The sequence below is a fragment of the Acidobacteriota bacterium genome (assembly GCA_018001935.1).
Classification (GTDB): domain Bacteria; phylum Acidobacteriota; class JAAYUB01; order JAAYUB01; family JAAYUB01; genus JAGNHB01.
Genome location: JAGNHB010000024.1, coordinates 49,111 through 72,999, shown reverse-complemented (window position 1 = coordinate 72,999; position 23,889 = coordinate 49,111). Strand labels below are relative to the sequence as shown.

Sequence of the window (23,889 nt, the reverse complement as noted above, 5' to 3'; positions counted from 1 at the left end):
TTCAGGAAATGGACATGCAGGACGATACTCCGTTGGGTTCAATGGGTGCAGGTGCGAAACCACCGTTCATACCTTTCGCATCGGAAGAAAACCTTGGACAAATTATCGCAAGTGACGTTGTAGGGATATGGACGATCTGCCGCTCGAAATCGATCTCGACCCGGCAGCCGCGGAAGGCGTTCGGTCCCAGCAGCCCCGTGACCGGTTCGGCGGTCTTCCGGGAGTACCACTCGAAAACGGCCTTCGGCAGGCCCGCAACCCCCACGCCCGGCAGGCGGGCCTTCCCGCAGGTGATCGCCGGGACCCGGGCCAGGGGCCACTTCGCCTCGGTCTGCCACCCCCACATGTTGGCGCACCCCAGGGCCCCGGTCCGGTGCGGCCAGTCCCGGTGAGCCGCGAGGGCTTCCGCCAGCCAGTCCTGGGAGACGAAGGTGTAGGAGGCCCCGTTGTCCAGGGCGAAACTGGCCTTTTGCCCCTCGATGTCCACCTCCACCTGCACCACGCCCGTCACGGGGTGTACCTTCGCCGTCACGGGGTTCCCCTGCGGCTCGTTTTTCCCCGGTTCCGCCAGGACGAGCCGGCGCGCCGGGTAATCGAACACGACGCGGTAGCGGCGCATCACCGTGGACGGCAGGTTGATCTCCGCCCGGAGGCCGGGCATCATGGGCGACCCCAGGGCCACCCGGGCCGTGACGCCCTGCAGGGGTACGGGGACCCCGCCCAGCCGGAGCGCGGGGGGGGCGGGCACCTCCAGCCAGCCGTCCTTCGCCTTCGACGCCGCGTCGTCCAGGTCGATCCCCAGGTCGCGGGCGAGCGCCTCGCTCATCATCAGGTCGGGGTTGCCGGTGTCCACCCAGACGGCCGCGGTGCGCAGCGAGCCGTCCGGGCGCTCGAGCGCGCCCTCCAGGATCATCCGGTTGTGTTCGAGCACGAAGGGGATCGACGCCGGCAGGCTGACCGCTTTCCCCGCGGTGACCGCCACCCCGTTTTCCGGCGCCGGGCCCGCCGCCTTCGGGGCGTCCTCCGCGCCGGCCAGTGCCGCGCCGCCCGCCACGCCGATCCCGACCGCCAGGACCCACCGGGCCCCGAGGCCCCAGAGTTTGCGGATCATTTCCCTTTCCTCCCGCGCAGGGTTTCTCGCCCGACGCCATACCATACGGATCCACCGGCGGGATGTTCCGGAAAAACCGCGTGCGGCGGCGCCGGGAGGAGGAACGCGACGGCGCGGTCCGCCCCGGCCCCGGTGCCGGGGCGGAACCGTCGTGTCCCTCCCCCGCGGCCGGCCGGCGACCCCCGGTACCCGCCGGGCGTGCGCCCCGCCGACTTTCCCCTTGATCTCGTTTCCCCATTCCGATATCCTGACGGCAGGTTTCAACCGGTTCCAGGGAGACACACCAATCCATTGCCGGGAGGGCACATGAAAGTACGAAACGCCTTGATCGGGTTAATTTTCCTTTCCCTGGCCGTCGGGGTCGCCTGCAAGGGGGGCGGGTCCGCCGGCGCTCCCTTCGGCGGTGCGACGGCGGCCTACCCGGGCACGGGGGACGGCGCCGAGAAAATGCTCCTCGACCTTCTGCACGGCAAGGACCGTGACGCCATCGTGGAGAGCCTGATCCCCAGGGACGACGATTATGCCGCGGTGTTCGAGCCCGCCGACGCCGAGAAGGCGAAAGCGGCCTACACGGGTCTGTGGAAGACCGCCGAACGGGTCGAGATCAAGCCCAAGGAAGGGCAGACCGAGTTGCTGATGTGGAAGGCGACCACGGAGGAACTCCGGGCCGGGACGGGCGATTCGGGGCACTTCCCGGGGGGGTACAAGGATGTCGCCATGAAGCTGAAACCCGGCGTCACCTGGTACCGCTGGAAGTTCTGCAAGCCGGGCGAGACCCTGGGAATGGCCTTCGACGGCCTGGTTCACGTCAACGGCCACTGGGCGTGGTTCCCCAAACCCTGGTACGCGCTGAAGTAAGCCCGGCTCTCCCCGGGCCGGGATCGTCGGCCCGGGTGTCAAAGGGCGAAAGCATTCAAAGGACGAAAGGACCTAAAGGACCAAAAGGACCAAAAGGACCGACGCTCTTCCCGGAACGTCGCCCGGTAACCGTGGCCTCGGATGGCAACCAGGATCGATAACACGTTGGTAAAACCCAGCCGCGAAAGCGCCTGGATCGGTCCAGGCATCTTCCGGGACGTCTCCGCCCCTCAGCGCCTCTGAGAGGCCTTCAGGAGCACGGAACGCCCACCTCGGCAACGGGTGGGTGTCCTGGCCCTGAATCACGGGAGGTTGTCCTGAACCTGATCCGTGCCCACCACCCTTTTGCCCTGTGCGGATCGTTCTCGTCACCTCTTTGCCCCGTGCGGATCGTGGCCTTTCGTGTTTTCACCGCGCCAGGGCCGTGTACGCCGTTGCCTCGCCCCGCCGAGGTCGTGCCCTTGCCCCGCGTGGATCGTGCCCCCCCCACGCCTTCACCCCGCCGGGGACAGGCCCACCTCGCCCTCACCCCGCAGGGATCGTACCCGCCGTGTCCTCGCTTTGTTTGAATCGTACCCGCTGCGTCCTCACCCCGCCAGGGGTGAAATATTTGTAGAAAAGGCAGTTATAAAGATTCTCCTCCCCCGCGCGCCGCCGGCTGGGAGGGTGCTCCGGAGCCCGGTTCACCCCCGGCGGCGCGCGGGGAAAAATGAACAATAACCTCTTTTACTACAAATATTTCACCCCTGACGGGGTGAGGGCGCGGAGGCGATCGACTCCGGGTGGCGGGAAAACCCGTCCGGCGGCCCCGTCTCCTCGGACATTTCCCCGGCCCGCCAAAGAAGCCGGATGCACGGAGTCGCCGCGCCGCCGGGATAGGCCTTCCGGACTATCGCTCTCACGGAGGCACAGAGGCACGGAGAAGCGGCGTCGCGGATTCCGGTCAAGCGGCCCAGCGCCACCTCCGTTCTCCGGTCTCCCGACGACGGCCTCCTGACGGCTGTCTCCCCCTCCTGACTCCTACCTCCCGAATCCTGGATTCATCGTTCGTGTAGTCCGTGGTTTTCGTAGTTCCCTTTCCGGTTTCGACATTGTGAGCGCCGCCTCCGGGGCGCCAGGTCACAAGGCGGCCAGCAACCGCCACCGCACGACCCGGACCGGCCGGCTGAACCATGAGTTCTTCGAGGGGATCGACTCCACCACGACCTCTCCCCTGTCGGGGTCCGCGGCGATCCAACGACGATTTCCCAGGTAGGCCAGCACATGGATGCCGTCGGTGGTGACGGCGAGGTCGCCGGGACGCAGATCACCCAGGGTGAGCGCATTGAGGGAAGGCGCCATGTACAGGGGGACGGTTCGCCCCCCCGCACCGGTCCCGAGTTCGCGGGCAGTACAGTCATCCCACCAAAGCTGGAAGGCGGCACGGAGCAGGCGGGGATTGAACGAGGAAAACCCGAGCCGGCCGCATGCCCGAGCCAGCCCGATCCTGACCAGTCCGGAGCAGTCGACACCGAGGCCGTTCTCCCCTCCCCAGACGTAGGGTGTCCCCTCGAACGACCGCAGAAAGCGAACGTATTCATGGGTAAATAGATCCGAATCGACCGCCGGCCCGGGAAGAGACAGGAAGATCCCGGCCGCCCCCGTCAGGAGAAGAAAGCCCAACCGGCTGTGACGTCGAGGCCACAGCAGGACCAGCACCGAGGCCCAGACCCCCGCCAGGCAACCGAGCAGTGCCAGCCGGAGCAGACGGGTGCCCACCGGGTAAAGGGAGATCAGGACCGAGAGGATCACCAAGGCTCCCCCGAACAACAGACTGCGTTTTTGAAGCGAGGTGATGCTCCGCCCCATGCCTGACCTCTCTCCGGACACCCTATCGGAGCCGCGACCGTGTAGGGAGTGGTAAGTCTGTCAGTTTTTTTCCGCTTGCTGACGCGCGCAGCTCTGATTTCTGGCCGGCATGCCGGATCGCATGGGGTGCCGGTGCGTGCTATCGCCCCCAGAGGAAGAAACCGATCGAGACGATCACCCCCACCCCGGCCACCGCCGGCATCAGGCAGCCGACCCCGCCCGAACGGCGGGGTCGGGCGAGGCCCAGCTTCGCCTCCGCGGCCTCCACGGCTTCCTTGCTTTCCTTCAGCCCCAGGCCGGTCCGCTCCCGGTAGCGCCGGACGGCCTCGATCTTCTCCCCCTGTCGCAGCAGGGCCAGGATCTCCGGGTCGTCCGGGGGGAGGGGAGCCGGTTTGGCCGGGGCGCCGCCCTCCCCGGGCAGCCGGGGCGGCAGGGCGACCGGCTGGCCTGCCGCCAGCGCGTCGTGGATTGTCACGGCTTCCTTGAGGCCCAGGCCGTAGAGCTGCCGGATCCGCTTGATCGCCTCGATCTTCCGGCCCCGCCCGACCAGGTCCGCCACGTCCGGAGGGACCCCGCCGCCGCCCCCCGGGGCCGCGGCAGCCTCCCGGTTCGGGATCGCCTCCGAGACCACGAGGGTGTTGTGGCAGAACTCGCAGGTGACCGTGGGGCCCATCCCGGCCTCCCACTTCAGCGGCCCGCCGCAGGAGGGGCACTGGAGCGTGCGGATCATCGCACCCCGCCCCCCGCTCCGAGCAGGAACCGCAGGGGGACGTCCAGCCGTGCCCGCCACGCCTTCTCGTTGTGCTCGGCCCCGGGGAACTTGCGCGTGACCCAGTTCTTCCCCTCGGTGTAGCCGGCCATTCTCATCACCTCGTCCATCCGCTGCTGGTAGGGTTCGTAAGAGGCGTCCAGGGTGGCGGTGCCGTAGTCGAAGTAGACCCGGTGGGTGCCGGGGTCCGGTAGGTGGGTCTTCAACCACTCGATGACGACGCCGTCGCCGGCGGGCCAGTGGGTGGAGAGGCACCCCGCCGCGCCGAAGACGCCGGGGTACTCGCACAGGGCGTAGACGGAGATGAGCCCGCCCATGCTGGAACCCATAATCAGGGTGTCCGCGGGTCCCGGCCGGGTGCGGTAGTGGCCATCGATGAACGGCTTCAGCTCGGAGACGAGGAACTTGAGGTAGGCGTCCGACGCGAGGTCGTCGGCCGTCGGTCGCGGGATTCCGGTCAACTGCCCGGTGTTGCGGACCGCGGCGGCCTTCTGCGGCATGTACTCCGCGACCCGCCGCGCCGTGTTCCAGACCCCCACCACGATGGCCGGCCGGGCCGCCCCCTCCCGGGCCAGGCGGGCCAACGCCTCGTCCACTCCCCAGGGGACGCCGGTGTAGGAGGTCTTCGGGTCGAAGAGGTTCTGCCCGTCGTGCAGGTAGAGGACGGGGTAACGGTCTGCGCCCTTCGGGTCGTAGCCCGGCGGCAGCCAGACGTCCACGTTGCGCGCCGCGACGAAGGCCGAGGGGAACGCGGCGTAACGAACCAGGCTCCCGCCCCCCGGCGGGGTCGGAAGCGCCGCGGGCTCCGGCGGGCCGGCCGGCGCGAAAGCCGTCAGGACGCCGGAAACCACCAGCACCGTCATCATCTTGAGCATGGCTCCCCAGGCACTGCAACCGAAAGAAACATTCCCGCAAGTGAGTTCGATCATCATTGGCCTCGGTAATCGCGGATTTCGAACCACTAATTGCACTAATCCACACTAATCGGATCAACGAATGACAAAAACTGTATTAGATTGGGGGACCGTCTCAAAGCCGGTCACGTTTCCCTCAATTAGTGTAAATCATCGTTATTAGTGGCCTTCCGTCGGATCATGGTCGCTTCCGCAAGGCCGGGATCGCCACAGGACGGTCTCGTTGCGTTTGAAGGCCGGAATCATGACCCGGCCGAACCAATTCCCTTCAATGGAAGGGAAAACCATCTGCATCACTTCCATGGCCTCCTGGAAACCTTCCCACTCCTCACTGATCTCCAGCCAATCACTCGTGCTCTCCTTTGTTACAAAGCCGAGACAAATTTCATCCGTATTCACCCGGTCGTATTTATAGGCCAGTATTTCCCTGATGTCCGACCATCGGACGGTGGCCAGTACATCCGACCCACGAACGACTTGCAGAAATTCGCGGGTGGATCTCACATGCGGGAGAGGAATTTTTTTCTTTCTCAATCGAAGCGGACCCCTTTGTTCGCCCGGGGGCGCCTCAAAGCTCGCGGCGGCTGCACGGACGTCTCAGGCGGCGGCATCGACCGCGCAGAGCTTCTCGAGGTATGCTTCCAGCTTCTGGAAGCGTACCTCGTAGACCGCGTGCTGGAGGGTCTCGATCAGCTCGTACTCCTCCTTGATGCACAGAAGGATGATGAGGCCCCAGAAGGTCTGCTGCCGGTCGGCCTGGAGGATCTTCATCCGCTCGCGGGTCTCCGGGCTGTCGGGGATCAGGGCGACCTTCTCGATCTCCGCGTGGGTCTCGCGGAGAACGCTGAGCTTCACCTCGAACACCCGGATGAACTTGTCACGGTACTCCTCGTCGTCGGGCCGGTAGTAGACGTGCCGGTACTGGTAGAACTTCATGAAGACCTCTTCGCTCAGTTCGCGGGGCAGCCCCGTCACGGCGGCGATCTCGTCGGGACTGCTCTGCATGAACTTGTCGAAGGTGGAGAGCCCGGCCAGGATGATCCGGTTCCGCTGTTTCTCGGTGAGTTCCGTGACCTGGCGGAGGATGAAGCGGGTGATCAGGACCTCCTTCTTGCTGTTCAGGTCGGCCTCCGTCGGGACGAGGGAGAAGGTCCGCGTCAGCAGCGCGGACAACTGCTCGTAGTGCGCCAGGATCTTCTGCTGGGCGGCGTCGGGGATGGAGCCGCTCATCGTGTACCCTTCCAGTGCGGTCTTCAGACCGGCCAGCTCCCGGCAGATCCGCTCGGCCCCCATCTTCTCCGCCGAGCCCAGGAGGAGCCGAAGCGACGGCTCGACGATCTCGAGCCAGCTGGCGGAGACGGGCTTGCTGATCCGGCTGTTCAGCTTGATCTCCCGGATGAAGTCCTTGAGCGGTTTGACGTAGGCCGACGCGATGTGGTCGTAGAGTTCCATGAGCATCTCTTCTTCCGCCGCGGTCATGGAGGCCGCCCGCGCGCCCGTGCCGACGCCCTCCCCGGCCCCGCCCCCGCTGAAGGCCCGGTCCAGCTCCCCGAGGAAATCGCCCACCGACTCGTCGTTGAACAGGATGTCGATCCCCTCGTCGAAAGCGTCGGAACCCAGTTCGATGCTCTCCAGGGCCTGGAGGGGAGTCGGGGCGGCCTCCGCGGGGGGGGCGGCCGGCTCGGCGGCGATGGTCTCCTCGAAGGCGAACCGGACGTAGTCGAGCAGGGCGTTCCGGTTCTCCCCGGACGGCTTGGCGACATAGAGCCCCACGAGGCCCGCCACCTGGGCGCAGAGGTCCAGGTTGGTCTCGGTGAAGACCTGGTGCTGGGCCCAGGCGTCGGAGAAATACCGCCCCAGGACGTTCATCGCCCCCTTGACGGTGCCGTCGGCCGAGGATTCGGCGAGGCTCCCGCACAGCTGCGAGGCGGCGCGGTACAGGTTGAAGAGCACCGGGCGGGCGGCGATGCGGCCGAGGTACTCGTCGAGCATGGCGAGCCCTTCGTCCACGGTGCTCTTCTCGGACGGCCGGGCGTCGGTGTAGAGGGCGGCCAGGCCCTTGCGGATCATGAAGAAGAGGATCTTGTACAGGTCGTACTTGCTGAGCTGGGTGACCTCCTGGAGGGTGGGGATGTCGGGGTGCTTCTCCAGCGCCTCCCAGACCCGCATGCAGTGGTCGGGGTCCTCGGCCCCCCGGAACCGGAGTGCCACCTCGGCCGCGGGCCGTCGGCAGAATCGGGACTCGGGGAGCAGGATGGCCCCCGACATCTGCCGGACCTCCCCGCGCTGCAGGAGGGCTTCCTTGAGCAGGAGCGGCGTCGGCAGCCCCTCCTGCGGGGGCCGCTCGGGCCGGGCCGCGTCCTCCGCCGGCCGCCGGAAGACGATCAACTCCACGTCGCGGGGCTCGAGGAGGAAGGCCCAGTAGAACACGTTGTCGCGGTCCATGTCCACGGGCGTGATTTCGGCGTGGACCAGGTCGCCTTTTTCAAAGTCCAGGGTCGCATTCAGGCCCCGGGAGTCCTTCACCTGGAAGGTCCCGTCCATCTTCGCGTCGTGGATGTGGAAGAGCATTTCGGGGACGTTCTTCTCCAGGGCCGGCTGGTTCAGGTGGATGTCCGCCACCAGCGACGAGCCGGGCTCGGAGGCCCGGGCCAGGACCTCCTCGGCGAGGACGGCGAGCTTGTGGCGGGGCGACAGGGTCTTGCGGATCTCCCGGCAGAGGAGGATCACCTCCGCGGACTGCGAGGAGGAAAGGGCCTTGAGGAGACTGCCCACCCTGTCCTCGTCGCCCAGGAAGTTGAACGTCATCTTCAGCTTCCGGAGCTCTTTCCGGATGAACTGGGCGGCCGGCTCCACCGCCGCCGGGGAGAGGAGGCTCTGGGAGACCTGCTCGGCGATCTCGTCGCTCCACTCCTTGAAGAGGTGGGTGAAGGCTTTCTCCAGGTTCTTGCCGCTCCCGATGCCCAGGAGGGAGATGGCGATGCGGTGGGCGACTTCCATGGCGCCCTCCGCCGATGACTGGCTGAACTCGTCCAGCTTCAGGCCGAGGCCGCTGACGGCGTGGTCGGTCCCGATGTGCACCAGCGTGGCGATGCACTGCATGTTCAGCGCGTGGGAGGATCGCGGGTTCAGGTGGGGCTCGATCAGGTCGGTCGCCAGCTTGGCGGAGGCGGGGCTCGGCGGGACGAGCCGCCCCAGCAGGGAGATCAGGCCGTGGGCGTGTTGCCAGGCCGAGCCGGGCTTGCACAAACCGAGTTCCTCCAGCAGTTGGGAGTACAGGCTCGACCCGTAGCACTCCAGGATGTTGAACAGCGTTCGGCGGGTTCGCCGGTTGTCCTCCCCGCGCAGCAGCTGCATGAGCCGGGCGGGCTGCCACTCCTCGAACCAGCCGATCAGGCGGCGCACCAGGACGCGGTTGGTCCGGGACGTGATGTAGTCCTCGATCTTGGCGGCGCTGAAGTACTTGTGCTTGGACTGGAACGGGACGCTGTTGGCCAGGTCGTACTTGTTCTTCTCCGCCAGTTCCGTGACGAGGTCCATCATGCGGACGCTGTGGAAAAGGTACTCGTCGTTGAAGAAGGCCACCGCCAGGTCCACGGACTGGAGGAAGTAGTCCTCGAAGCTGAACCGGGTCGGGACCTCGTAGACGGCGTCCTTGTCCGCCTCGTTGGAGATGGCGATCTCCTCGCGGGTGTGGCGGTCCCGGACCTGGTCGACGAAGTTCTGGAAGATGTAGTTGATCTTCGCCGAGTGCTCCGCCACCATCTCGCTGGTCGCCGCGTCGGGAAAGACGTAGCGGCTCTTCGCGGAGAGGAGGTTGTGGGTGACGTTCTTGTAGACGTCCTCGTTGAACCCGTCGGCCTTCACCTCGATCTTGTTCCGGGTGGTGACGGCGAAGAGGGGCATGCGGTCCAGGTCGGCAATGGGCCGCAGGTTCTGCCAGGGCTGGGCGGCAAACTTCGCCTCCAGACCCTGCTGGTAGGGGGTCGGGCAGAGCGCGATCAGGAGCTTCTCGAACTTGGGGAAGAAGTCGTAGATCCTCGCCGGGGGAACGATGCGGAAGAAGAAGATGTCGAAGACCTTGCGCCGGGCCTGCAGGACGATGTCCTCGAAGGCGCCGGTCTTCACCCGCGAAGCCCAGCTCACCACGATGCGGGAGATCGTCTGCACGTCCGTCCGCATCACCTTGGCCAGCGAACTCCCCACCAGGGCCGGCGCCTGATTCCCCGCCAGGAAGGAGAGGAAATCGTTAATGGTCTGTTGCTGGATTTCTTCCATCAAAAAATCACCCCTGTACCCAACATGCCTTTTACGGTTCGAGCGTGCGTCGGTTCGCAAGCCGATTATACCACGCCCCCACCCCATGACAAGGCGAAAGCGGCCGGGGCCGCCCGACCCCGGCCGGCGGTGCGCGGACCGTCGGTAAGGCTTTGGCGTCGACGGGTTCCGAGGTAGAATGGGGCGATTTCGGAAGCGGAGGTGACGCATGGAATGTCTCGACGCGATCCTGACCCGGCGCAGCATCCGGAAATTCCGCGACGAGCCGGTCGGCGACGGGCTGGTCCGGTCCCTGCTGATGGCGGGCATGGCAGCCCCCTCGGCCCGGAACCTTCAGCCGTGGGACTTCATCACGGTCACCCGGAAGGCGACCCTCGAGGCCCTCGCCGGGGTCATCCCCCACGGGAAGATGCTCCCCCAGGCCGCCCTGGGCCTGGTGGTGTGCGGGAACACCGAGCGGTCCATGGACGAGGACAAGCCCCTCTTCTGGGTCATCGACTGTGCCGCCGCCTGCGAGAACGTCCTGCTGGCCGCCCACGCCCACGGTCTCGGCGGGGTGTGGCTGGGGGTCTTCCCGCGCGCCGACCGGATGCAGGGCATTTCGGACCTCTTTCACCTGCCGGGGACCGTCGTCCCCCACAGTGTCCTCGCCATCGGGTACCCCGCGGAGGAGGGGCTGCTGAAGGAGAAGTACGACCCCGCCAGGGTCCATGCCGAAGGGTGGCTCGGGCGGGCGCCGGACCGGGCCCGGAGCGATCCGCGCCAGGGATGAACACGGGAACCACGGATGGACACGGATGGACACGGGAACTCTGTGCGAGGCGCTGAAAATCGATGGATGCGCTCGAGGGCGCTGTCCGTGATGATCCGTGTTCATCCGTGTTCATCCGTGTTCATCCGTGATTTTATCCGTGGCTTCATCCGTGGTTTCATTTTCGCTTCCCCGCCGGTCCGGAAGGCGGGGCGGCGAAGGGAGAAGGACCGGACATGAGCGATGAGGGGAAACTGGCCGACAAGGTCCGCGGGGCGCCGGCGTCCCCCGGTTGCTACCTCTACCGGGACGCCGCGGGGACCGTCGTCTACGTCGGCAAGGCGAAGAACCTCCGGAACCGGGTCCGTACGTACTTCCAGGACAGCCGGCCGGCGGACCCCAAGACCGCCCGGCTCGTCGCGGAGATCCGGGACGTCGAGTACATCGTCACCGCCAGCGAGTACGAGGCCTTCCTCCTGGAGAGCAACCTGGTCCGGGCGCACCGCCCCCGGTTCAACCTCCAGTTGCGGGACGACAAGTCATTCCCCTACCTGCGCCTGACGCTTCCGGAGCCCTTCCCGCGCCTGACCCTGGTCCGGCGCCCCCGGCCCGACGGTTCCCGCTTGTTCGGGCCCTTCCTGTCGGCGTGGCGGGCCCGCAGCCTCCTCGACGTCGTCCGCCGCTGCTTCGGCGTCCGAACCTGCCGGAAAACCATCGACGGGCGCGCCGACCGGCCCTGCTGCATCGACTACCACATCCACCGCTGCCTGGCCCCCTGCGTGGAGCGGCTCTGCACCGCGGACCGCTACCGCCGGAGCGTGGAGGAGGCGGTCCTCTTCCTGGAGGGGAAGGACGAGGAACTGACCGGCCGCCTGGAGTCGGAGATGCACCGGGCGGCCGACGCCCTCGAGTTCGAGACCGCGGCGGTCCTGCGGGACCGGCTGTCTGCGCTGCGTGAGCTCTCGCTTCAGCAGCGGGTGGTGTCCACGGGGTCGGGGGACCTGGACGTCTTCGGCCTGGCCCGGGCCGGGGAGTGCGCCTCGGTCCAGGTCTTTCACGTGAAGGGCGGCAAGGTCTGCGACCGGGGCCAGTACACCTGGGAGGACGAGCCGCCCTCCCCCGACGGCGCCTTCCTGGCGGAGTTCCTGGCCCGCTTCTACGCCCGGCGCGACACGGTCCCCCCCCGCATCCTCCTGCCGGTGGAGGCGGACGACCCGGAGGGGTTGGTGGAGTGGCTGACCCGCCAGCGGGAGGCGCCCGTGTCACTGCGCGTCCCGAAACGGGGCGCCGACCGCCGCCTGGTGGACCTGGCGCTGCGCAACGCCCGCCAGGCCCTCTTCCTGCGCTTTCCCTCGGCCGGCTCCCCCGACGACGGCGTCACGGCCCTCCAGGGCATCCTGGGCCTGGCGCGCCCCCCGCGGGTGGTGGAGGCCTTCGACGTCTCCACCCTGCAGGGGCGCGAGACGGTGGCCTCTTTGGTCAGCGCCCGGGACGGGAAACCCTTCCGGTCCGGCTACCGGCGATTCCGGGTCCGCGCGTCGGACGGGAGCGCGCCTGACGATTTCGCGGCCATGCGGGAGGTGGTGGGGCGGCGCTACGCCCGCCTCCGGGAGGAGGGGAAACCGCTCCCCGACCTCGTCCTGGTGGACGGCGGGGCCGGGCAGGTCTCCGCGGCCGCGGAGGCCCTGGCCGGCCTCGGCCTGGCCGGCGTCCTGCCCCTCTGCGGGCTGGCCAAGCGGGAGGAGGAGATCCACCGGCCCGGCGGCGCCGAGCCCCTGCGGCTCCCCCGCTCCTCGCCCGCCCTCCGGCTCCTGCAACGCCTCCGCGACGAGGCCCACCGCTTCGCCGTCGCCTACCACCGCAAGCGGCGGAAGAAGGCCGCCTTCGTCTCCCCCCTCGATGCCGTCCCCGGCCTCGGCCCCTCCCGGAAACAGCGCCTGGTCAAGGCTTTCGGATCCACGGACGCGGTCCTGGCCGCCGGCGCCGACGCCCTCGCCCGCGAACTCGGCCCCCGCCTCGGCCCGGCCGTCCACCGCGCCCTCCACCTCGAAGACCCCGGAACATCAACCACTAATAACACTAATTCTCACTAATTTCGGCGGCAACGCAGAAAGTGGCGCCGCTTTACAAGGCGTGAGATTAACCAGGAAATTACACTACTCGAAATCCCGTATCTCTAATGTGTGATATTCAAGTCGATCGTGACGGTTTTCCGATGTTGATGGTCCCTCGGGCGGACATGCGAACCCGGGGCCTGACCCCGGAAATTCCCCAACGCCTCGAAACCCACCCCCCGGGTCTCCGAAATCATTAGTGAATATTAGTGTTATTAGTGGTTCATGACCCCCGCCATCCAGGGTGAACCGTGTTCCACCCGGAGATAATATCCCAGCTGTTTTTAGCCTTCAGTGGTGTATAACGGTTTTCGACATCGGGCCAGGAGAGGAAGACATGCTGGAGGAACGGATCAGGGCGGCGCGGGGGGAAAAGGAGGCGGACCTGCTCGTCCGCGGGGCGAAGCTGGTGAACGTCCTGTCGGGGCGCATCCACGAGGCCGACGTCGCCGTGAGCGACGGCCGGGTCGCCGGCTTCGGCGACTACCCCGCGAAGGAGGTGGTGGACGCGGCGGGCCGCTGGGTCTGCCCCGGGCTCATGGACGCCCACGTCCACGTGGAGAGTTCCATGGTCACCGTCCCGGAGTACGCCCGGGCCGTGGTGCCCCGCGGCACCACCACCATCTTCACGGACCCCCACGAGATCGCCAACGTCCTGGGCCTCGAGGGGATCCGCTACATGATCCACGCCAGCGAGGGCCTCCCCCTGGACGTCTACTTCCTCCTCTCCTCCTGTGTCCCCGCCACGGACATGGAGACCTCCGGGGCCCGCCTCACCGCCGGGGACCTGGCGCTGCTCATCGGCCACCCGCGGGTGGTGGGCCTGGCGGAAATGATGAACTTCCCCGGCGTCATCCACCGCTCGCCCGAGGTGCTCTCCAAGCTGGAGACCGCCGGCAGGCTCCCCAAGGACGGCCACGCGCCGGGGCTGCGGGGCCGCGACCTGGCCGCCTACGTGGCCGCCGGGATCGGCTCCGACCACGAGTGCACCGAGCTGGAGGAGGCCGCCGAGAAGCTGGCGGTGGGCCTGCACCTCATGATCCGGGAGGGGTCCTCGGCCCGCAACCTCGAGGCGCTGCTGCCGCTGGTCACGCCGGAGTCGGCCCCCCGCTTCAGCTTCTGCACCGACGACCGGCACCCCTACGATCTCCTCTTCGAGGGCCACATGGACCACCTGGTCCGGACCGCCATCCGGAAGGGGCTGCCTCCCGTGACGGCCGTCCAGCTGGCGTCCATCAACACGGCCCGCTACTTCGGCTTCCGGGACCTCGGGGCCGTGGCCCCCGGATACCGCGCCGACTTCCTCCTCCTGGACGACCTGGAGACCTTCGCGGTGCACTCCGTCTACAAGAACGGGCGGAAGGTGGCCGAGGGGGGGCGCTACCTCGTCGACGGGCCGGGGGCGGCGTCCACGGAAATCCGGGGCACCATGACCGTGGACTGGCCCCGGCTCGACCTGGAGGTGAGGGCCCCGGAAGGGAAGGCGGCCCGGGCGCGGGTGATCGGGGTGGTCCCCGGGCAGATCGTCACGCGGGCGCTCGAGCGCCAGCTCACGGTCGAGAACGGGTTGGCCGTGGCCGACCCCGGGCGCAACCTCCTGAAGATGGCCGTGGTGGAGCGCCACCTGGGGACCGGCAACGTGGGGATCGGCTTCGTGGAGGGGGTGGGCCTGCGGGGCGGCGCCATGGCGTCCAGCGTGGCCCACGACTCCCACAACATCGTGGTGGTGGGGGCCGACGACCACGACATGCTGACGGCGGTGATCGAGGTGGTCCGCCTGCGCGGCGGCCAGGCCGTCGTGGCGAAGGGGAAGGTCCTGGCCAACCAGCCGCTCCCCATCGCCGGGCTGATGTCGGACCGCTCGCTGGAGGTGGTCCTGGAGCGCAGCCGGGCGATCTACGACGCCGCCCGGGGGCTGGGCTGCGTCCTGGAGGACCCCATGATGACCCTCTCCTTCCTGGCCCTGCCGGTGATCCCCGAACTGAAGCTCACCGACCGCGGCCTGGTGGACGTGGGCCTGTTCCGCCCCGTGCCGTTGTTCCTCGACTAAAGGACGAAAGGACCAAAACGACCTAAAGGACCTAAAGGACAGCAGGAATGTCACTTTCCGGGTACCAGGCTTTCAACCGCCGCCCGCTGACACTTCGCCGATATTTCCCCGACAGATGACCGCCGCCCGCTGACACTTAGCCCATCTTCCCCGGTTGATTGACCGCCCTCTTTCGCGGCTCCGTCGCCACTCTCCCGCTCCTTGCCGTGCTCTACGTCGTTTATGTCCTTTTCCCGCCCCTGGCCGTCCTTTGGGTCGTTTTAGTCCTTTTGGTCCCTTCGTCCTTTCCCGTCTCCCCCTTCCCGCTCTTCTGCCTCCCGTGCTACAATCCCCCGACTCTCTCGCGGAGGCCCCCATGATCGACGACCTCGTCAAAGCCCTCAAGCTGGTCCCCCTTCCCGAGGAGGGGGGGCTCTACGCCGAGACGTGGCGCTCCGGCGTCACGATCCCCGCCGCCGACCTGCCGGCGCGCTACGGCGGGCCGCGGCAGGCGGGCACGGCCATCCACTTCCTCCTGACCGCCGAGCCCGGCTGCTTCTCCGCCCTCCACGCCGTGGCCGGCGACGAGATCTTCCACTTCTACCTGGGCGACCCCGTGGAGATGCTCCTGCTGCACCCCGACGGCCGGCACGAGACCATCACGCTAGGACCGGACATCCTCGGCGGGCAGCGGGTCCAGTTCGTGGTCCCCGCCGGTTCCTGGCAGGGCTGCCGGCTCGCCCCCGGCGGGCGCTTCGCCCTGATGGGCACCACGATGGCCCCCGGCTTCGACGTCGCCGACTTCACCCTCGGCCGCCGCGCCGACCTCTGCGCCCGCTACCCCGAAGCCGTCAGTCTGATCAACAGTCTCACCCGGGATTAGGACGTGCTGACTGCAAGCGAGATTCCATAGATAGCGCTGATTCCACGCGAAATCACCAGATCGATGTTTTGAAGAAGCACGTTCTCGGGAACGCCGGCATTCTTGTCTACAGGTAGAATAAAAACAAGATAAGGGCAATACGTTTGAGTGACTGATATTGATGGACTCGCAAAGTCACGGAAACATCGAAAACGGGTTCCGACTTTCGGCTCCCGGTGGTACAATGCGCCTCACGTCCTTACGAACCGCGCGGCGGTTATTCCCGCGGGGACGGCGTGAAAACCCGCGTGACGGAGGCCGGAATGACGACGGAAGACGCCTGCGACTTCACCCCGGAACAGATCGCCGCCCACGGGTTGACGCCCGAAGAGTACGGCCGGATCCTGGAGACCCTCGGCCGCACGCCCACCCTCACCGAGTTGGGGATCTTCTCGGTGATGTGGTCAGAGCACTGCTCCTACAAAAGTTCCCGGGCCCACCTCAAGCGCCTCCCCACCACGGGCGAGCGGGTGGTGCAGGGCCCGGGCGAGAACGCCGGCGTCGTGGACATCGGGGGCGGCGAGGTGGCCGTCTTCAAGATCGAGTCCCACAACCACCCGTCCTTCATCGAGCCGTACCAGGGGGCGGCCACGGGCGTCGGCGGCATCATCCGCGACATCTTCACCATGGGTGCCCGCCCGGTGGCCTGCATGGACTCCCTCCGCTTCGGCTCCATCATGGACCCCCGGACGCGCTACATCCTCGAGGGGGTGGTCTCGGGCATCGCCGGCTACGGCAACTGCATGGGGATCCCCACCGTCGGCGGGGAGACCTGGTTCGACGAGAGCTACGCGGAAAACCCGCTGGTCAACGTGTTCTGCCTCGGCCTCGCCCGGCGGGACGGCATCTTCTACGGCAAGGCCGAGGGCGTGGGCAACCCCGTGATCTACGTCGGCTCGAAGACGGGCCGCGACGGCATCCACGGGGCCACCATGGCCTCCGCCGAGTTTGACGAGAGTTCCCAGGAGAAGCGGCCCACGGTCCAGGTGGGCGACCCCTTCATGGAGAAGCTCCTCCTCGAGGCCTGCCTGGAGGCGTTCAAGACCGGCGCCATCGTGGGGATCCAGGACATGGGGGCCGCCGGGCTCACCTGTTCCACCTGCGAGATGGGCGCCCGGGCCGGGCTCGGCACCCGCATCGAGCTGGACCGCGTCCCCCAGCGCGAGGAGGGGATGTCCTCGTACGAGATCATGCTGTCGGAGTCCCAGGAACGGATGCTGCTCACCGTCGAGAAAGGCCGCGAGGAGGCGGTGCTCTCCGTCTTCCGCAAGTGGGACCTGGACGCGGTGGCCATCGGCGAGGTCACCGACGACGGCCACATGCACGTCCTGCACGGTGGAAAGACGGTGGCCGCCATCCCGAACCGGGCCCTCACCGACGACGCCCCCCTCTACCGCCGCCCCATGCGGCGCCCCGAACGGCTGGACACCCTCAACCGGGCCACGCCGGAGACCGTCTTCCTCCCGGCGAACCTCCTCCGCGTCCTCAAGAACCTCCTGGCCGCCCCCAACCTCTGTTGCAAGCGCTGGGTCTGGGAGCAGTACGACCACATGGTGCGCACCAACACCGTCTTCCAGCCGGGCGGCGACGCGGCGGTCCTGCGGCTCAAGGGCCGTCCCGACGGGCTGGCCATGACCCTGGACGGCAACGGGCGCTACACGTGGCTGGACCCGAGGCGGGGGGCCATGATCGCGGTGGCGGAGGCCTGCCGGAACCTGGTCTGCGCCGGGGCCCGCCCCATCGCCGCCACCAACTGCCTCAACTTCGCCTCCCCCGAAGATCCCGAGACCATGTGGGCCTTCTCGGAGGTGATCGACGGGCTCACCGAGGCCTGCGAGGCCTTCGGGACGCCCATCACGGGCGGGAACGTGAGCCTCTACAACGAGACCCTGGGGCGCCGGATCCTCCCGACCCCGGTGGTGGGGGTCGTGGGGCTGATCCCCGACGTCTCCCGCTGCGTGGACATCGCCTTCAGGGCCCCCGGCCACGCCGTGATCCTCCTGGGGGAAACCCGCGAGGAGATGGGCGGCTCCGAGTACCTGGAGGTGGTGCACGGGAAGAAGTGGGGGCCCGTCCCCGACGTCGATCTGGCCGCGGAGCGGAAGCTCCAGGAGGCGGTGCTGGACATGACCGCCGAGGGGCTGCCGGCCTCCTGCCACGACGTCTCCGACGGCGGGCTCGCCGTCGCCCTCGCCGAGTGCTGCTTCGCCAGCCCCCTGCCCAACGTGGCCTGCGAGGTGACCCTCGAGTCCGAGATCCGGGACGACGCCCTGCTCTTCGGCGAGTCGCAGGGCCGGATCGTCCTGTCGGCCGAGCCCCGCCACGTTCCCCGGATCCTGGAGATCGCCCGCGGCCGGTCGGTCCCCTGCCAGGTCGTGGGGGAGGTGACCACGGGCGAGTTCATCGTCCACGTGAACGGCCACACCGTCCTGGTGGACGAGGTGATGACCCTCCGCGACGCCTGGTGCGGCGGTTTCTCGAGCCGGATCGACTGAAATCCCCACCGGAGGTGGACCGTGGGACGTTTCCCGAGGCCCCTGTTTCCGTGCGTGGCTCTTCTGATGACGCTCTGCGGCGTGCCGGCCCTGGCCGGTGACGTGGAGTTTTCCGCCTCCAGCGCCTTCCTGAGCAACTATGTCTGGCGAGGGCAGCGGCTCTCCGAGGGCTTCGTGGGCCAGGAGAGCGCCACGGTGGGCTACAAGGGCTTCAGTGCCACGTTCTGGTCGAACTACGACTTCGAGGGGACGCGCTGGTCCGAGGTGGACCTGACCCTCGCCTACGCCTGGGAGCTGGGGCCCCTCACCCTGGAAGCCGGCTACAACTACATGGGCTTCTTCGACCAGAGGTCCCAGGAGCTGTACGTCTCCGGCAGCCTCGACACGGTGCTCAACCCCACGCTAGCGGTCTATGTCGATGTCGACGCCGGCAAGGGCGGTTTCCTCCAGGCCGCCGTCAGCCACTCCTTCAAGCTGCCCCGGGACGCCACCTTCGACGTGGGCGCCAACGTCGGGTTCAACCTCGACAACGCTTACATGGGCCTGGACCCCAGCGACGAGAAGTTCGCCGGGCCCTACAACGCCGAACTGCAGGTCGGTTTCACTTTCCCGCTGGGGAAGGGTTTCTCCCTGGTCCCCACGGCGGCCTGCTCCATCCCCCTCGGGGACCGTGCGAAGCACGCCATCGGCGCCGCGAGCGTCAACGGCCACTCCACCACCGTCTACGGCGGCGTCACCCTCAATTGGGAGAAAGAAGGTCCCCGCCAATAGCCACGAAAGGCTCTTCCCCCCGCGAATCGCGCCTACTTTTCCCTCTCCTCCCACTATTCCCATAATTCCCATAATTCCCATAACTCCCATAACTCCCATAACTCCCATAACTCCCACACCTCCTCTCCTTTCCCCGGCGCCTCCGCGCCCTTCTTTCCCGCCCCCTCCCCTCCCGCGCTTCGCGGGGGTTGATGTTACCGCCCGGATGATGCTATGGTGTCGGGGGACCCGCGGCCGGAACCGACGGACGCCGGCCCGCATCCAAAGCCTGAAGGGCGGTTCCCGAAAAGCCGCCCGCAACGGAGATCATCCCGCCATGACGCAACACCGCAACCCCCGCATTCAACGGGCGATCCTGGCCGTTCTTCTCCTGGCCGGCCTCTTCGCCCTGTCCCTCCCCGCCGGTGAGAAAGAGGCCGAGGCCGCCTTCCGGAAGGCCCTCCCCCGGGACGCCGACCTCGTGGCCTTCCTCAAGGCGATGCCGAAGGGGGGGGAACTCCACACTCACCTCGCCGGCGCGGTCTACGCCGAGTTCTGGTTGAAGGCCGCCCTGAAGGCGGGGCTGTACTACGACACCGCCGCCCGCCTCTTCGTGGACGGTCCCGGGAAGAACCGGGTGCCGGCGGCACAGCTCCGCACCGACCGGAAGCTCCTGTCGCAGTGGCTCAACCGCGTCAGCACCCGCGGCCTTGCCGTGGAGGGCATGACCGGCCACGACCACTTTTTCGAGGCCTTCAGCTACGCGTCCCCCGCGGTGCGGGCGGCGTACCCCGTCGAAGACATGCTGGCGGAGGTGATCCGGCGGGCGCGGGAGCAGAACGTGGGCTACCTGGAGGTCATGGCCCCCATTGTCGGCGCGGACGAGGGGGTCGCCCGCTTCCGGCTGCCCACCCCCCTGCCCGAGGACCCCACCGACGCGGACCTCGAGGCCGCCTTCGGGGCGGTTCAACCGGAACTCGACCGGTACGTCTCCGCGGTGAAGCGCTGCCTGGACGCCCGGGACGAGGCCCTGGCCCGGCGGCTGGGGACCCCCTCGCCGACCGGGACGGCCGCCCCCTTCGGCCTGCGCTACATCACGGCCCTTTACCGCCAGTCCCCGCCCGACGAGCTTTTCGCCCCCATCGCCTTCGCCCTGGCGGCGGTCCGCGCCGACCCCCGGGTGGTGGGCGTCAACCTGCTCTCGGCCGAGGACCAGCCCAACTCCGACCAGTACTTCGGGGCCCACATGCGGATCCTGGACTTCCTGTGGAAGCGCCTGGGGCGGCCCGCCGTCACCCTGCACGCGGGGGAGCTGACCCTGGACATCGCCCCGCTGGAGTCCTTGCTGGACCGGATCCGCACGTCCATCGAGACCGGGCACGCCCGGCGGATCGGGCACGGGGTCTCGGTGATGTGGGAGCGCGACCTGCCCGGCTTGCTGCGGAAGATGCGGGACGAGGGGATCTGCGTGGAGATCTGCCTCACCAGCAACCGGGTGATCCTGGGGGTTGCCGGCAAGGCCCACCCCTTCCGGCTCTACCGGGAGGCGAGGGTGCCCCTGTGCCTCAACACCGACGACGAGGGGGTCAGCCGGACCAACCTCACGATGGAGTTCTTCCACGCCGTCCGTGAGCAGGAAGCCACCTACCTCGAACTGAAGGACCTGGCCCGCAACAGCCTCGAGTATTCCTTCCTCCCGGGCGAGAGCCTCTACCTCGGCCGCGACCCGGCCCGCCTCGCCCCGGGATTCGAGGGGGTTCGGTCCGAAGGGTGGCAGCCGACCGCCGCCCTCCGGGAGCGGATGGGCAAGTCGCCCCGCCTGGAGGCCCTCGTGGAACTGGAACGCGCCATCGTCCGCTTCGAGGCCCGCTTCCCCGCGAAACCCGAGTGACGACCGGGGCCGCATCGGACCACAGAACACGCAGAACACGCAGAAAAAAGGACGGATAATCAAGCCACCAAGCAAACTGCGGAGGGCGCGGAGACCGAGGAGTTAACAGAGTAATATTCTGGAAAAAAGAGCAACTCGGCAAGGAAAGGTAACTCTTGGGAAAAACCAATGATGACACCCCCGCAAAAGTCGCATTTTACTCGCGAATCACGCGAATGAACGCGAATCAGAAATCAACAATCAATAGATATTATTCGTGTTATAACTTCGCGTATATTCGTGTTATTCGCGGGAAATCTCCCTTTCGCGACTTTTTGCGGGCTCGTCAAACTTTGCATTTTCCGACCTCCGTACGTTGAGGCTCGGCCGTTTCCGTCAAGGGGCGGGAGGACTGGGTGAACCAGCGGGCGAGGTCCGCGGCGCCGGCCTTGCGGTGGCCCATGACGTGGCGCCGCTTGGCCCGGAAGCGCGGGACCAGCCGCAGGACCTGCCCGAAGGCCGGGATGGAGCGGAACTCCTTGAGGAACACCCCGGCGAGCACGCAGAGGTCCCGGGCCAGGATCCAGGGGGAAAAGCGAAGAAAGGTCGACAACGGCATGTTCTTCATCCGCAGCAGGAAGCGGTTCTTGACCGAGTGCCGGTTGACCGCGGCCGGGTAGCGGCTGCGGCCCCGCGGGAGGACCTTCCGGACGTGCCAGGCCGTCACCTCCGGGGCGTAGAGGCACTTCCACCCCCGCCAGGCGGCCCGCCAGGCCAGGTCGGCGTCCTCGCGGTAGGCGAAGAAGTCCTCGTCCCACACCTCCTTCCCGAACGCCACGTCGTCCAGGCACGCCCGGCGGTAAACGGCGGCGGCGCCCGAGGGCCCGAACACGTACTCCGAACGGCGGTACCGCTCGTCGTCGGGTTGGCCGCTCCCCCGGTCGAAGTGCCGTTGGGACCGGGTCCAGAACATCCCGGCGGAATCGAGGAAACGCAGCGGGGCGAAGGCCTCCTCGACGCCGGCCATCCGGAGCAGCCGGGGCGCCAGGCTCCCGCACTCCGGCCGGGCCTCCAGGGCGGCGTGGGCGGTCTCGAGGAAGTCCGGGGCCAGCCGGACGTCGGGGTTGAGGAAAAGGACGTAGTCGGAGTGCGCCCGGGTGAGGAGCCGGTTGTGCCCGCCGGAGTAGCCCAGGTTCTCCGGGGAGGTCACCAGGACGCTCACCAGGCTCGACAGGTGGCGGATCGTCCGCAGCGTGCGGTCGGAGGAAGCGTTGTCGAGGATCCCGACCCGGAAGTTCCGGAAGGTCTGCTGCCGGAGGCTCTCGAGGCACTGGCCGATCTCGGCCGCCGAGTTCCAGGTGACGATGCTGACGAAAAAGGCGGGTCGCTTGGCCATGGGGGGTCACGCGGGGAGGGCTTGAAGGAACGTCCGCGGCGGGACGCCGCGTAGGAACGTCCGCGACGGGACGCCGCGTAGGAACGTCCGCGACGGGACGTCGCGTAGGAACGGCAGGGGGGGCTGAATGCGGCGGAAGAGGCGGACCTGGTCGCGGCGGGTCGGGGTGAGGCGGTTCCGCAGGGCGTCGGGGAGCTGCTCCTCTCGGTACTCCTCCCTCAGGATCCGTTCCATGGGGGGGAAGTCCCGCCCGGCCAGGATGTCGCTCCCGCCCGTCACGATGTAGACGGGCGGGTGACGGCGGAAGTCCGTCTCGAGGGCAGCGAAGCCGCCGGGGGGCGGGAAGTCGCGCAGCCAGTAGAACCAGACGAAGACCCGGCTGGCGGGGAGCCGCCCGGCGTAGAAGTAGGTGTCGAGATAGTAGTTCCGCCAGAGGTAGATGCGCTCGCCCGGGGCGGTGTGCCGGCGAAGGTAGCGCCCGAGGAGCACCGACTCGTGGTTGGAGCTTTCCACCCGCTCCGGCAGGGAGCGGAGCCGCTCGCGGTTCTCCCGCGCCTGCACGACGACGAGCGGCGCCGTCGCGGCCAGGATCGCCGCCGCCGCGGCCACGGGGAGGGCGGCCCGGAAACGGCCCGGCCCCCTTCGCCCGCCCGGCGGGGCTCCCGGGGCGCTCTCCCGGGAGAAGAAAATCCCGGCGAAGCAGCACAAGCCCGGCAGGAACATGTAGTTGTAGTGATGGAGAAACTTCAGGGGCGAGGCGGCCGCGACGAGGGAAGCGCCCAGCCACACCAGGACCAGGGCGCGGGCGAAGGACGCCTCCCGGTCCGTGGCCCGCCGGAGCCGGGCGGCGGCCAGCGCGGCCCCGCCGAAGCCCAGGGCCAGGAGGAACCACTGCTCCCGGGCGAAGTCCAAGAGGAAGAAGCGCCCGTACGTCACGAAGAGCTTCCAGGCGTCGTGGGAGACGTAGACGGCGTTGTAGCTCACGGTGGCGGCGTACGCGTCGGCCAGGGTCCCGTCCAGCCCCATCGTCACCAGGTAGAACACCGGGACCGCGGCGAAGCCGGCGACGCCCGCCGCGAGGCCCCCGGCGGCCTTCCGCCAGCCGCCGTGCTCCCGACCGCCCCAGGCGGCGAGGAGGGCGAGCGGCACGAAGGTGAACAGGGCCACGTACTTGATCATGCAGGCCGCCCCGAAGAGCAGCCCGACGAGGAAGAGCCGGACCGGTCGCCCGAAGGGGCCGGGACGACGCAGCAGGACCAGCAGGGCCGCCAGTTGGAGCAGGACCAAAAACAGCTCCGTCTGGAGGGCGTTGGCCCAGTAGAAGCCGGTGAAGACGGCGAAGAGCCAGGCGGCGGCCACCCCGCCCGCCGCCGAGAAGAGCCGCCGGGCCAGGAGAAAAACCAGGAGGGTGTTGCCCGCGGCCAGGAAGAGGGCGCACCAGCGGATCGCGCGGACGGAGGGGTCGGCCCGGAGGACCCACCCGTAGAGGTGGTACAGGAGCGGGGGCTTGTGGTCCCAGATGTCGGTGTAGAGCCGCTGGCCCTGGGCCATGGCGTCGGCAGTGACCAGATAGATCACCTCATCGATGTCCGTGAAGGCTTCCCGCAGGTAGCCCGACCGGCAGAGGGGGAACGTGGCCAGCACCGCCAGGAGGCCCGCCAGGACGCCCCAGCGGCGCCACCCCTGCCGGGAGGCGTCCGCCCCTTGCCCGGGGCGCCCTCCCTCCCCCGGCGTACCGGTGGGGGGGCGGCGTCGGATCAGGGCGGCGAGAAGGCTTCCCATGC

Annotated in this window: 16 protein-coding genes; 8 read left to right on the top strand and 8 right to left on the bottom strand. The window is 68.0% G+C overall.

Features of this window, described 5'->3' with window-relative positions:
• Position 1: 1 nt before the first annotated feature.
• Entirely contained in the window at positions 2-1,111 is a 1,110-nt protein-coding gene (locus KA419_11050; GenBank protein MBP7866478.1) for an aspartyl protease family protein, read from the bottom strand.
• A gap of 306 nt (positions 1,112-1,417) precedes the next feature.
• Between KA419_11050 and KA419_11045 the strand changes: the two genes are divergently transcribed.
• On the top strand, positions 1,418-1,969 hold the full coding sequence (locus KA419_11045) for a hypothetical protein (GenBank protein ID MBP7866477.1): 552 nt from the start codon (positions 1,418-1,420) through the stop codon (positions 1,967-1,969).
• A gap of 1,119 nt (positions 1,970-3,088) precedes the next feature.
• Here the strand turns inward: KA419_11045 and KA419_11040 are convergent.
• From KA419_11040 to KA419_11020, 5 genes are all read right to left on the bottom strand, one after another.
• Entirely contained in the window at positions 3,089-3,760 is a 672-nt protein-coding gene (locus KA419_11040; GenBank protein ID MBP7866476.1) for a C40 family peptidase, read from the bottom strand.
• A 196-nt stretch (positions 3,761-3,956) separates the two neighbouring features.
• Positions 3,957-4,547 carry a hypothetical protein gene (locus KA419_11035; protein MBP7866475.1) on the bottom strand — a complete coding sequence of 197 codons (591 nt, stop codon included), beginning with the start codon at positions 4,545-4,547 and terminating at the stop codon, positions 3,957-3,959.
• Positions 4,544-5,461: an alpha/beta hydrolase gene (locus KA419_11030; protein ID MBP7866474.1), complete on the bottom strand. Its 918-nt coding sequence runs from the start codon at positions 5,459-5,461 to the stop codon at positions 4,544-4,546. Before KA419_11030 ends, KA419_11035 begins: the two co-directional genes overlap by 4 nt.
• 198 nt (positions 5,462-5,659) lie before the next feature.
• Positions 5,660-6,034, bottom strand: coding sequence for a hypothetical protein (locus tag KA419_11025; protein ID MBP7866473.1), 375 nt, complete (start codon positions 6,032-6,034; stop codon positions 5,660-5,662).
• 63 nt (positions 6,035-6,097) lie between these two features.
• Complete coding sequence (locus KA419_11020) at positions 6,098-9,778, bottom strand: hypothetical protein (GenBank protein ID MBP7866472.1); 3,681 nt, start codon at positions 9,776-9,778, stop codon at positions 6,098-6,100.
• A 208-nt stretch (positions 9,779-9,986) separates the two neighbouring features.
• On the opposite strand from KA419_11020, the gene KA419_11015 reads away from it, so the two are divergent.
• The 7 genes from KA419_11015 to KA419_10985 all read left to right on the top strand — a co-directional run bounded on the left by KA419_11015 (position 9,987) and on the right by KA419_10985 (position 20,730).
• Entirely contained in the window at positions 9,987-10,550 is a 564-nt protein-coding gene (locus KA419_11015; GenBank protein ID MBP7866471.1) for a nitroreductase family protein, read from the top strand.
• A 215-nt stretch (positions 10,551-10,765) separates the two neighbouring features.
• On the top strand, positions 10,766-12,622 hold the full coding sequence (uvrC, locus tag KA419_11010) for an excinuclease ABC subunit UvrC (GenBank protein MBP7866470.1): 1,857 nt from the start codon (positions 10,766-10,768) through the stop codon (positions 12,620-12,622).
• Positions 12,623-12,980: 358 nt separating this feature from the next.
• Positions 12,981-14,693, top strand: a complete 1,713-nt coding sequence (gene ade / locus KA419_11005) for an adenine deaminase (protein ID MBP7866469.1) — start codon at positions 12,981-12,983, stop codon at positions 14,691-14,693.
• A gap of 355 nt (positions 14,694-15,048) precedes the next feature.
• On the top strand, positions 15,049-15,555 hold the full coding sequence (locus tag KA419_11000; GenBank protein MBP7866468.1) for a cupin domain-containing protein: 507 nt from the start codon (positions 15,049-15,051) through the stop codon (positions 15,553-15,555).
• 302 nt (positions 15,556-15,857) lie between these two features.
• Positions 15,858-18,089 carry a phosphoribosylformylglycinamidine synthase subunit PurL gene (gene purL / locus KA419_10995; GenBank protein ID MBP7866467.1) on the top strand — a complete coding sequence of 744 codons (2,232 nt, stop codon included), beginning with the start codon at positions 15,858-15,860 and terminating at the stop codon, positions 18,087-18,089.
• 21 nt (positions 18,090-18,110) lie between these two features.
• The gene (locus KA419_10990; protein ID MBP7866466.1) at positions 18,111-18,860 is read left to right on the top strand and encodes a hypothetical protein; all 750 of its coding nucleotides are present in this window, start codon (positions 18,111-18,113) and stop codon (positions 18,858-18,860) included.
• A gap of 316 nt (positions 18,861-19,176) precedes the next feature.
• Complete coding sequence (locus tag KA419_10985) at positions 19,177-20,730, top strand: hypothetical protein (protein ID MBP7866465.1); 1,554 nt, start codon at positions 19,177-19,179, stop codon at positions 20,728-20,730.
• Positions 20,731-21,055: 325 nt separating this feature from the next.
• On the opposite strand, the gene KA419_10980 is transcribed toward KA419_10985, so the two are convergent.
• Positions 21,056-22,105, bottom strand: coding sequence for a glycosyltransferase family 2 protein (locus KA419_10980; GenBank protein MBP7866464.1), 1,050 nt, complete (start codon positions 22,103-22,105; stop codon positions 21,056-21,058).
• Positions 22,106-22,111: 6 nt separating this feature from the next.
• Complete coding sequence (locus KA419_10975; GenBank protein ID MBP7866463.1) at positions 22,112-23,887, bottom strand: glycosyltransferase family 39 protein; 1,776 nt, start codon at positions 23,885-23,887, stop codon at positions 22,112-22,114.
• Between the last annotated feature and the right edge of the window lie 2 nt (positions 23,888-23,889).

Bases quoted from the DNA above. Each gene is read 5' to 3' on its own strand.
- KA419_11050 (MBP7866478.1), bottom strand. From the start codon at position 1,111: ATGATCCGCAAACTCTGGGGCCTCGGGGCCCGGTGGGTCCTGGCGGTC.
- KA419_11045 (MBP7866477.1), top strand. From the start codon at position 1,418: ATGAAAGTACGAAACGCCTTGATCGGGTTAATTTTCCTTTCCCTGGCC.
- KA419_11035 (MBP7866475.1), bottom strand. From the start codon at position 4,547: ATGATCCGCACGCTCCAGTGCCCCTCCTGCGGCGGGCCGCTGAAGTGG.
- KA419_11030 (MBP7866474.1), bottom strand. From the start codon at position 5,461: ATGCTCAAGATGATGACGGTGCTGGTGGTTTCCGGCGTCCTGACGGCT.
- KA419_11020 (MBP7866472.1), bottom strand. From the start codon at position 9,778: ATGGAAGAAATCCAGCAACAGACCATTAACGATTTCCTCTCCTTCCTG.
- KA419_11015 (MBP7866471.1), top strand. From the start codon at position 9,987: ATGGAATGTCTCGACGCGATCCTGACCCGGCGCAGCATCCGGAAATTC.
- uvrC (MBP7866470.1), top strand. From the start codon at position 10,766: ATGAGCGATGAGGGGAAACTGGCCGACAAGGTCCGCGGGGCGCCGGCG.
- ade (MBP7866469.1), top strand. From the start codon at position 12,981: ATGCTGGAGGAACGGATCAGGGCGGCGCGGGGGGAAAAGGAGGCGGAC.
- KA419_11000 (MBP7866468.1), top strand. From the start codon at position 15,049: ATGATCGACGACCTCGTCAAAGCCCTCAAGCTGGTCCCCCTTCCCGAG.
- purL (MBP7866467.1), top strand. From the start codon at position 15,858: ATGACGACGGAAGACGCCTGCGACTTCACCCCGGAACAGATCGCCGCC.
- KA419_10985 (MBP7866465.1), top strand. From the start codon at position 19,177: ATGACGCAACACCGCAACCCCCGCATTCAACGGGCGATCCTGGCCGTT.
- KA419_10980 (MBP7866464.1), bottom strand. From the start codon at position 22,105: ATGGCCAAGCGACCCGCCTTTTTCGTCAGCATCGTCACCTGGAACTCG.
- KA419_10975 (MBP7866463.1), bottom strand. From the start codon at position 23,887: ATGGGAAGCCTTCTCGCCGCCCTGATCCGACGCCGCCCCCCCACCGGT.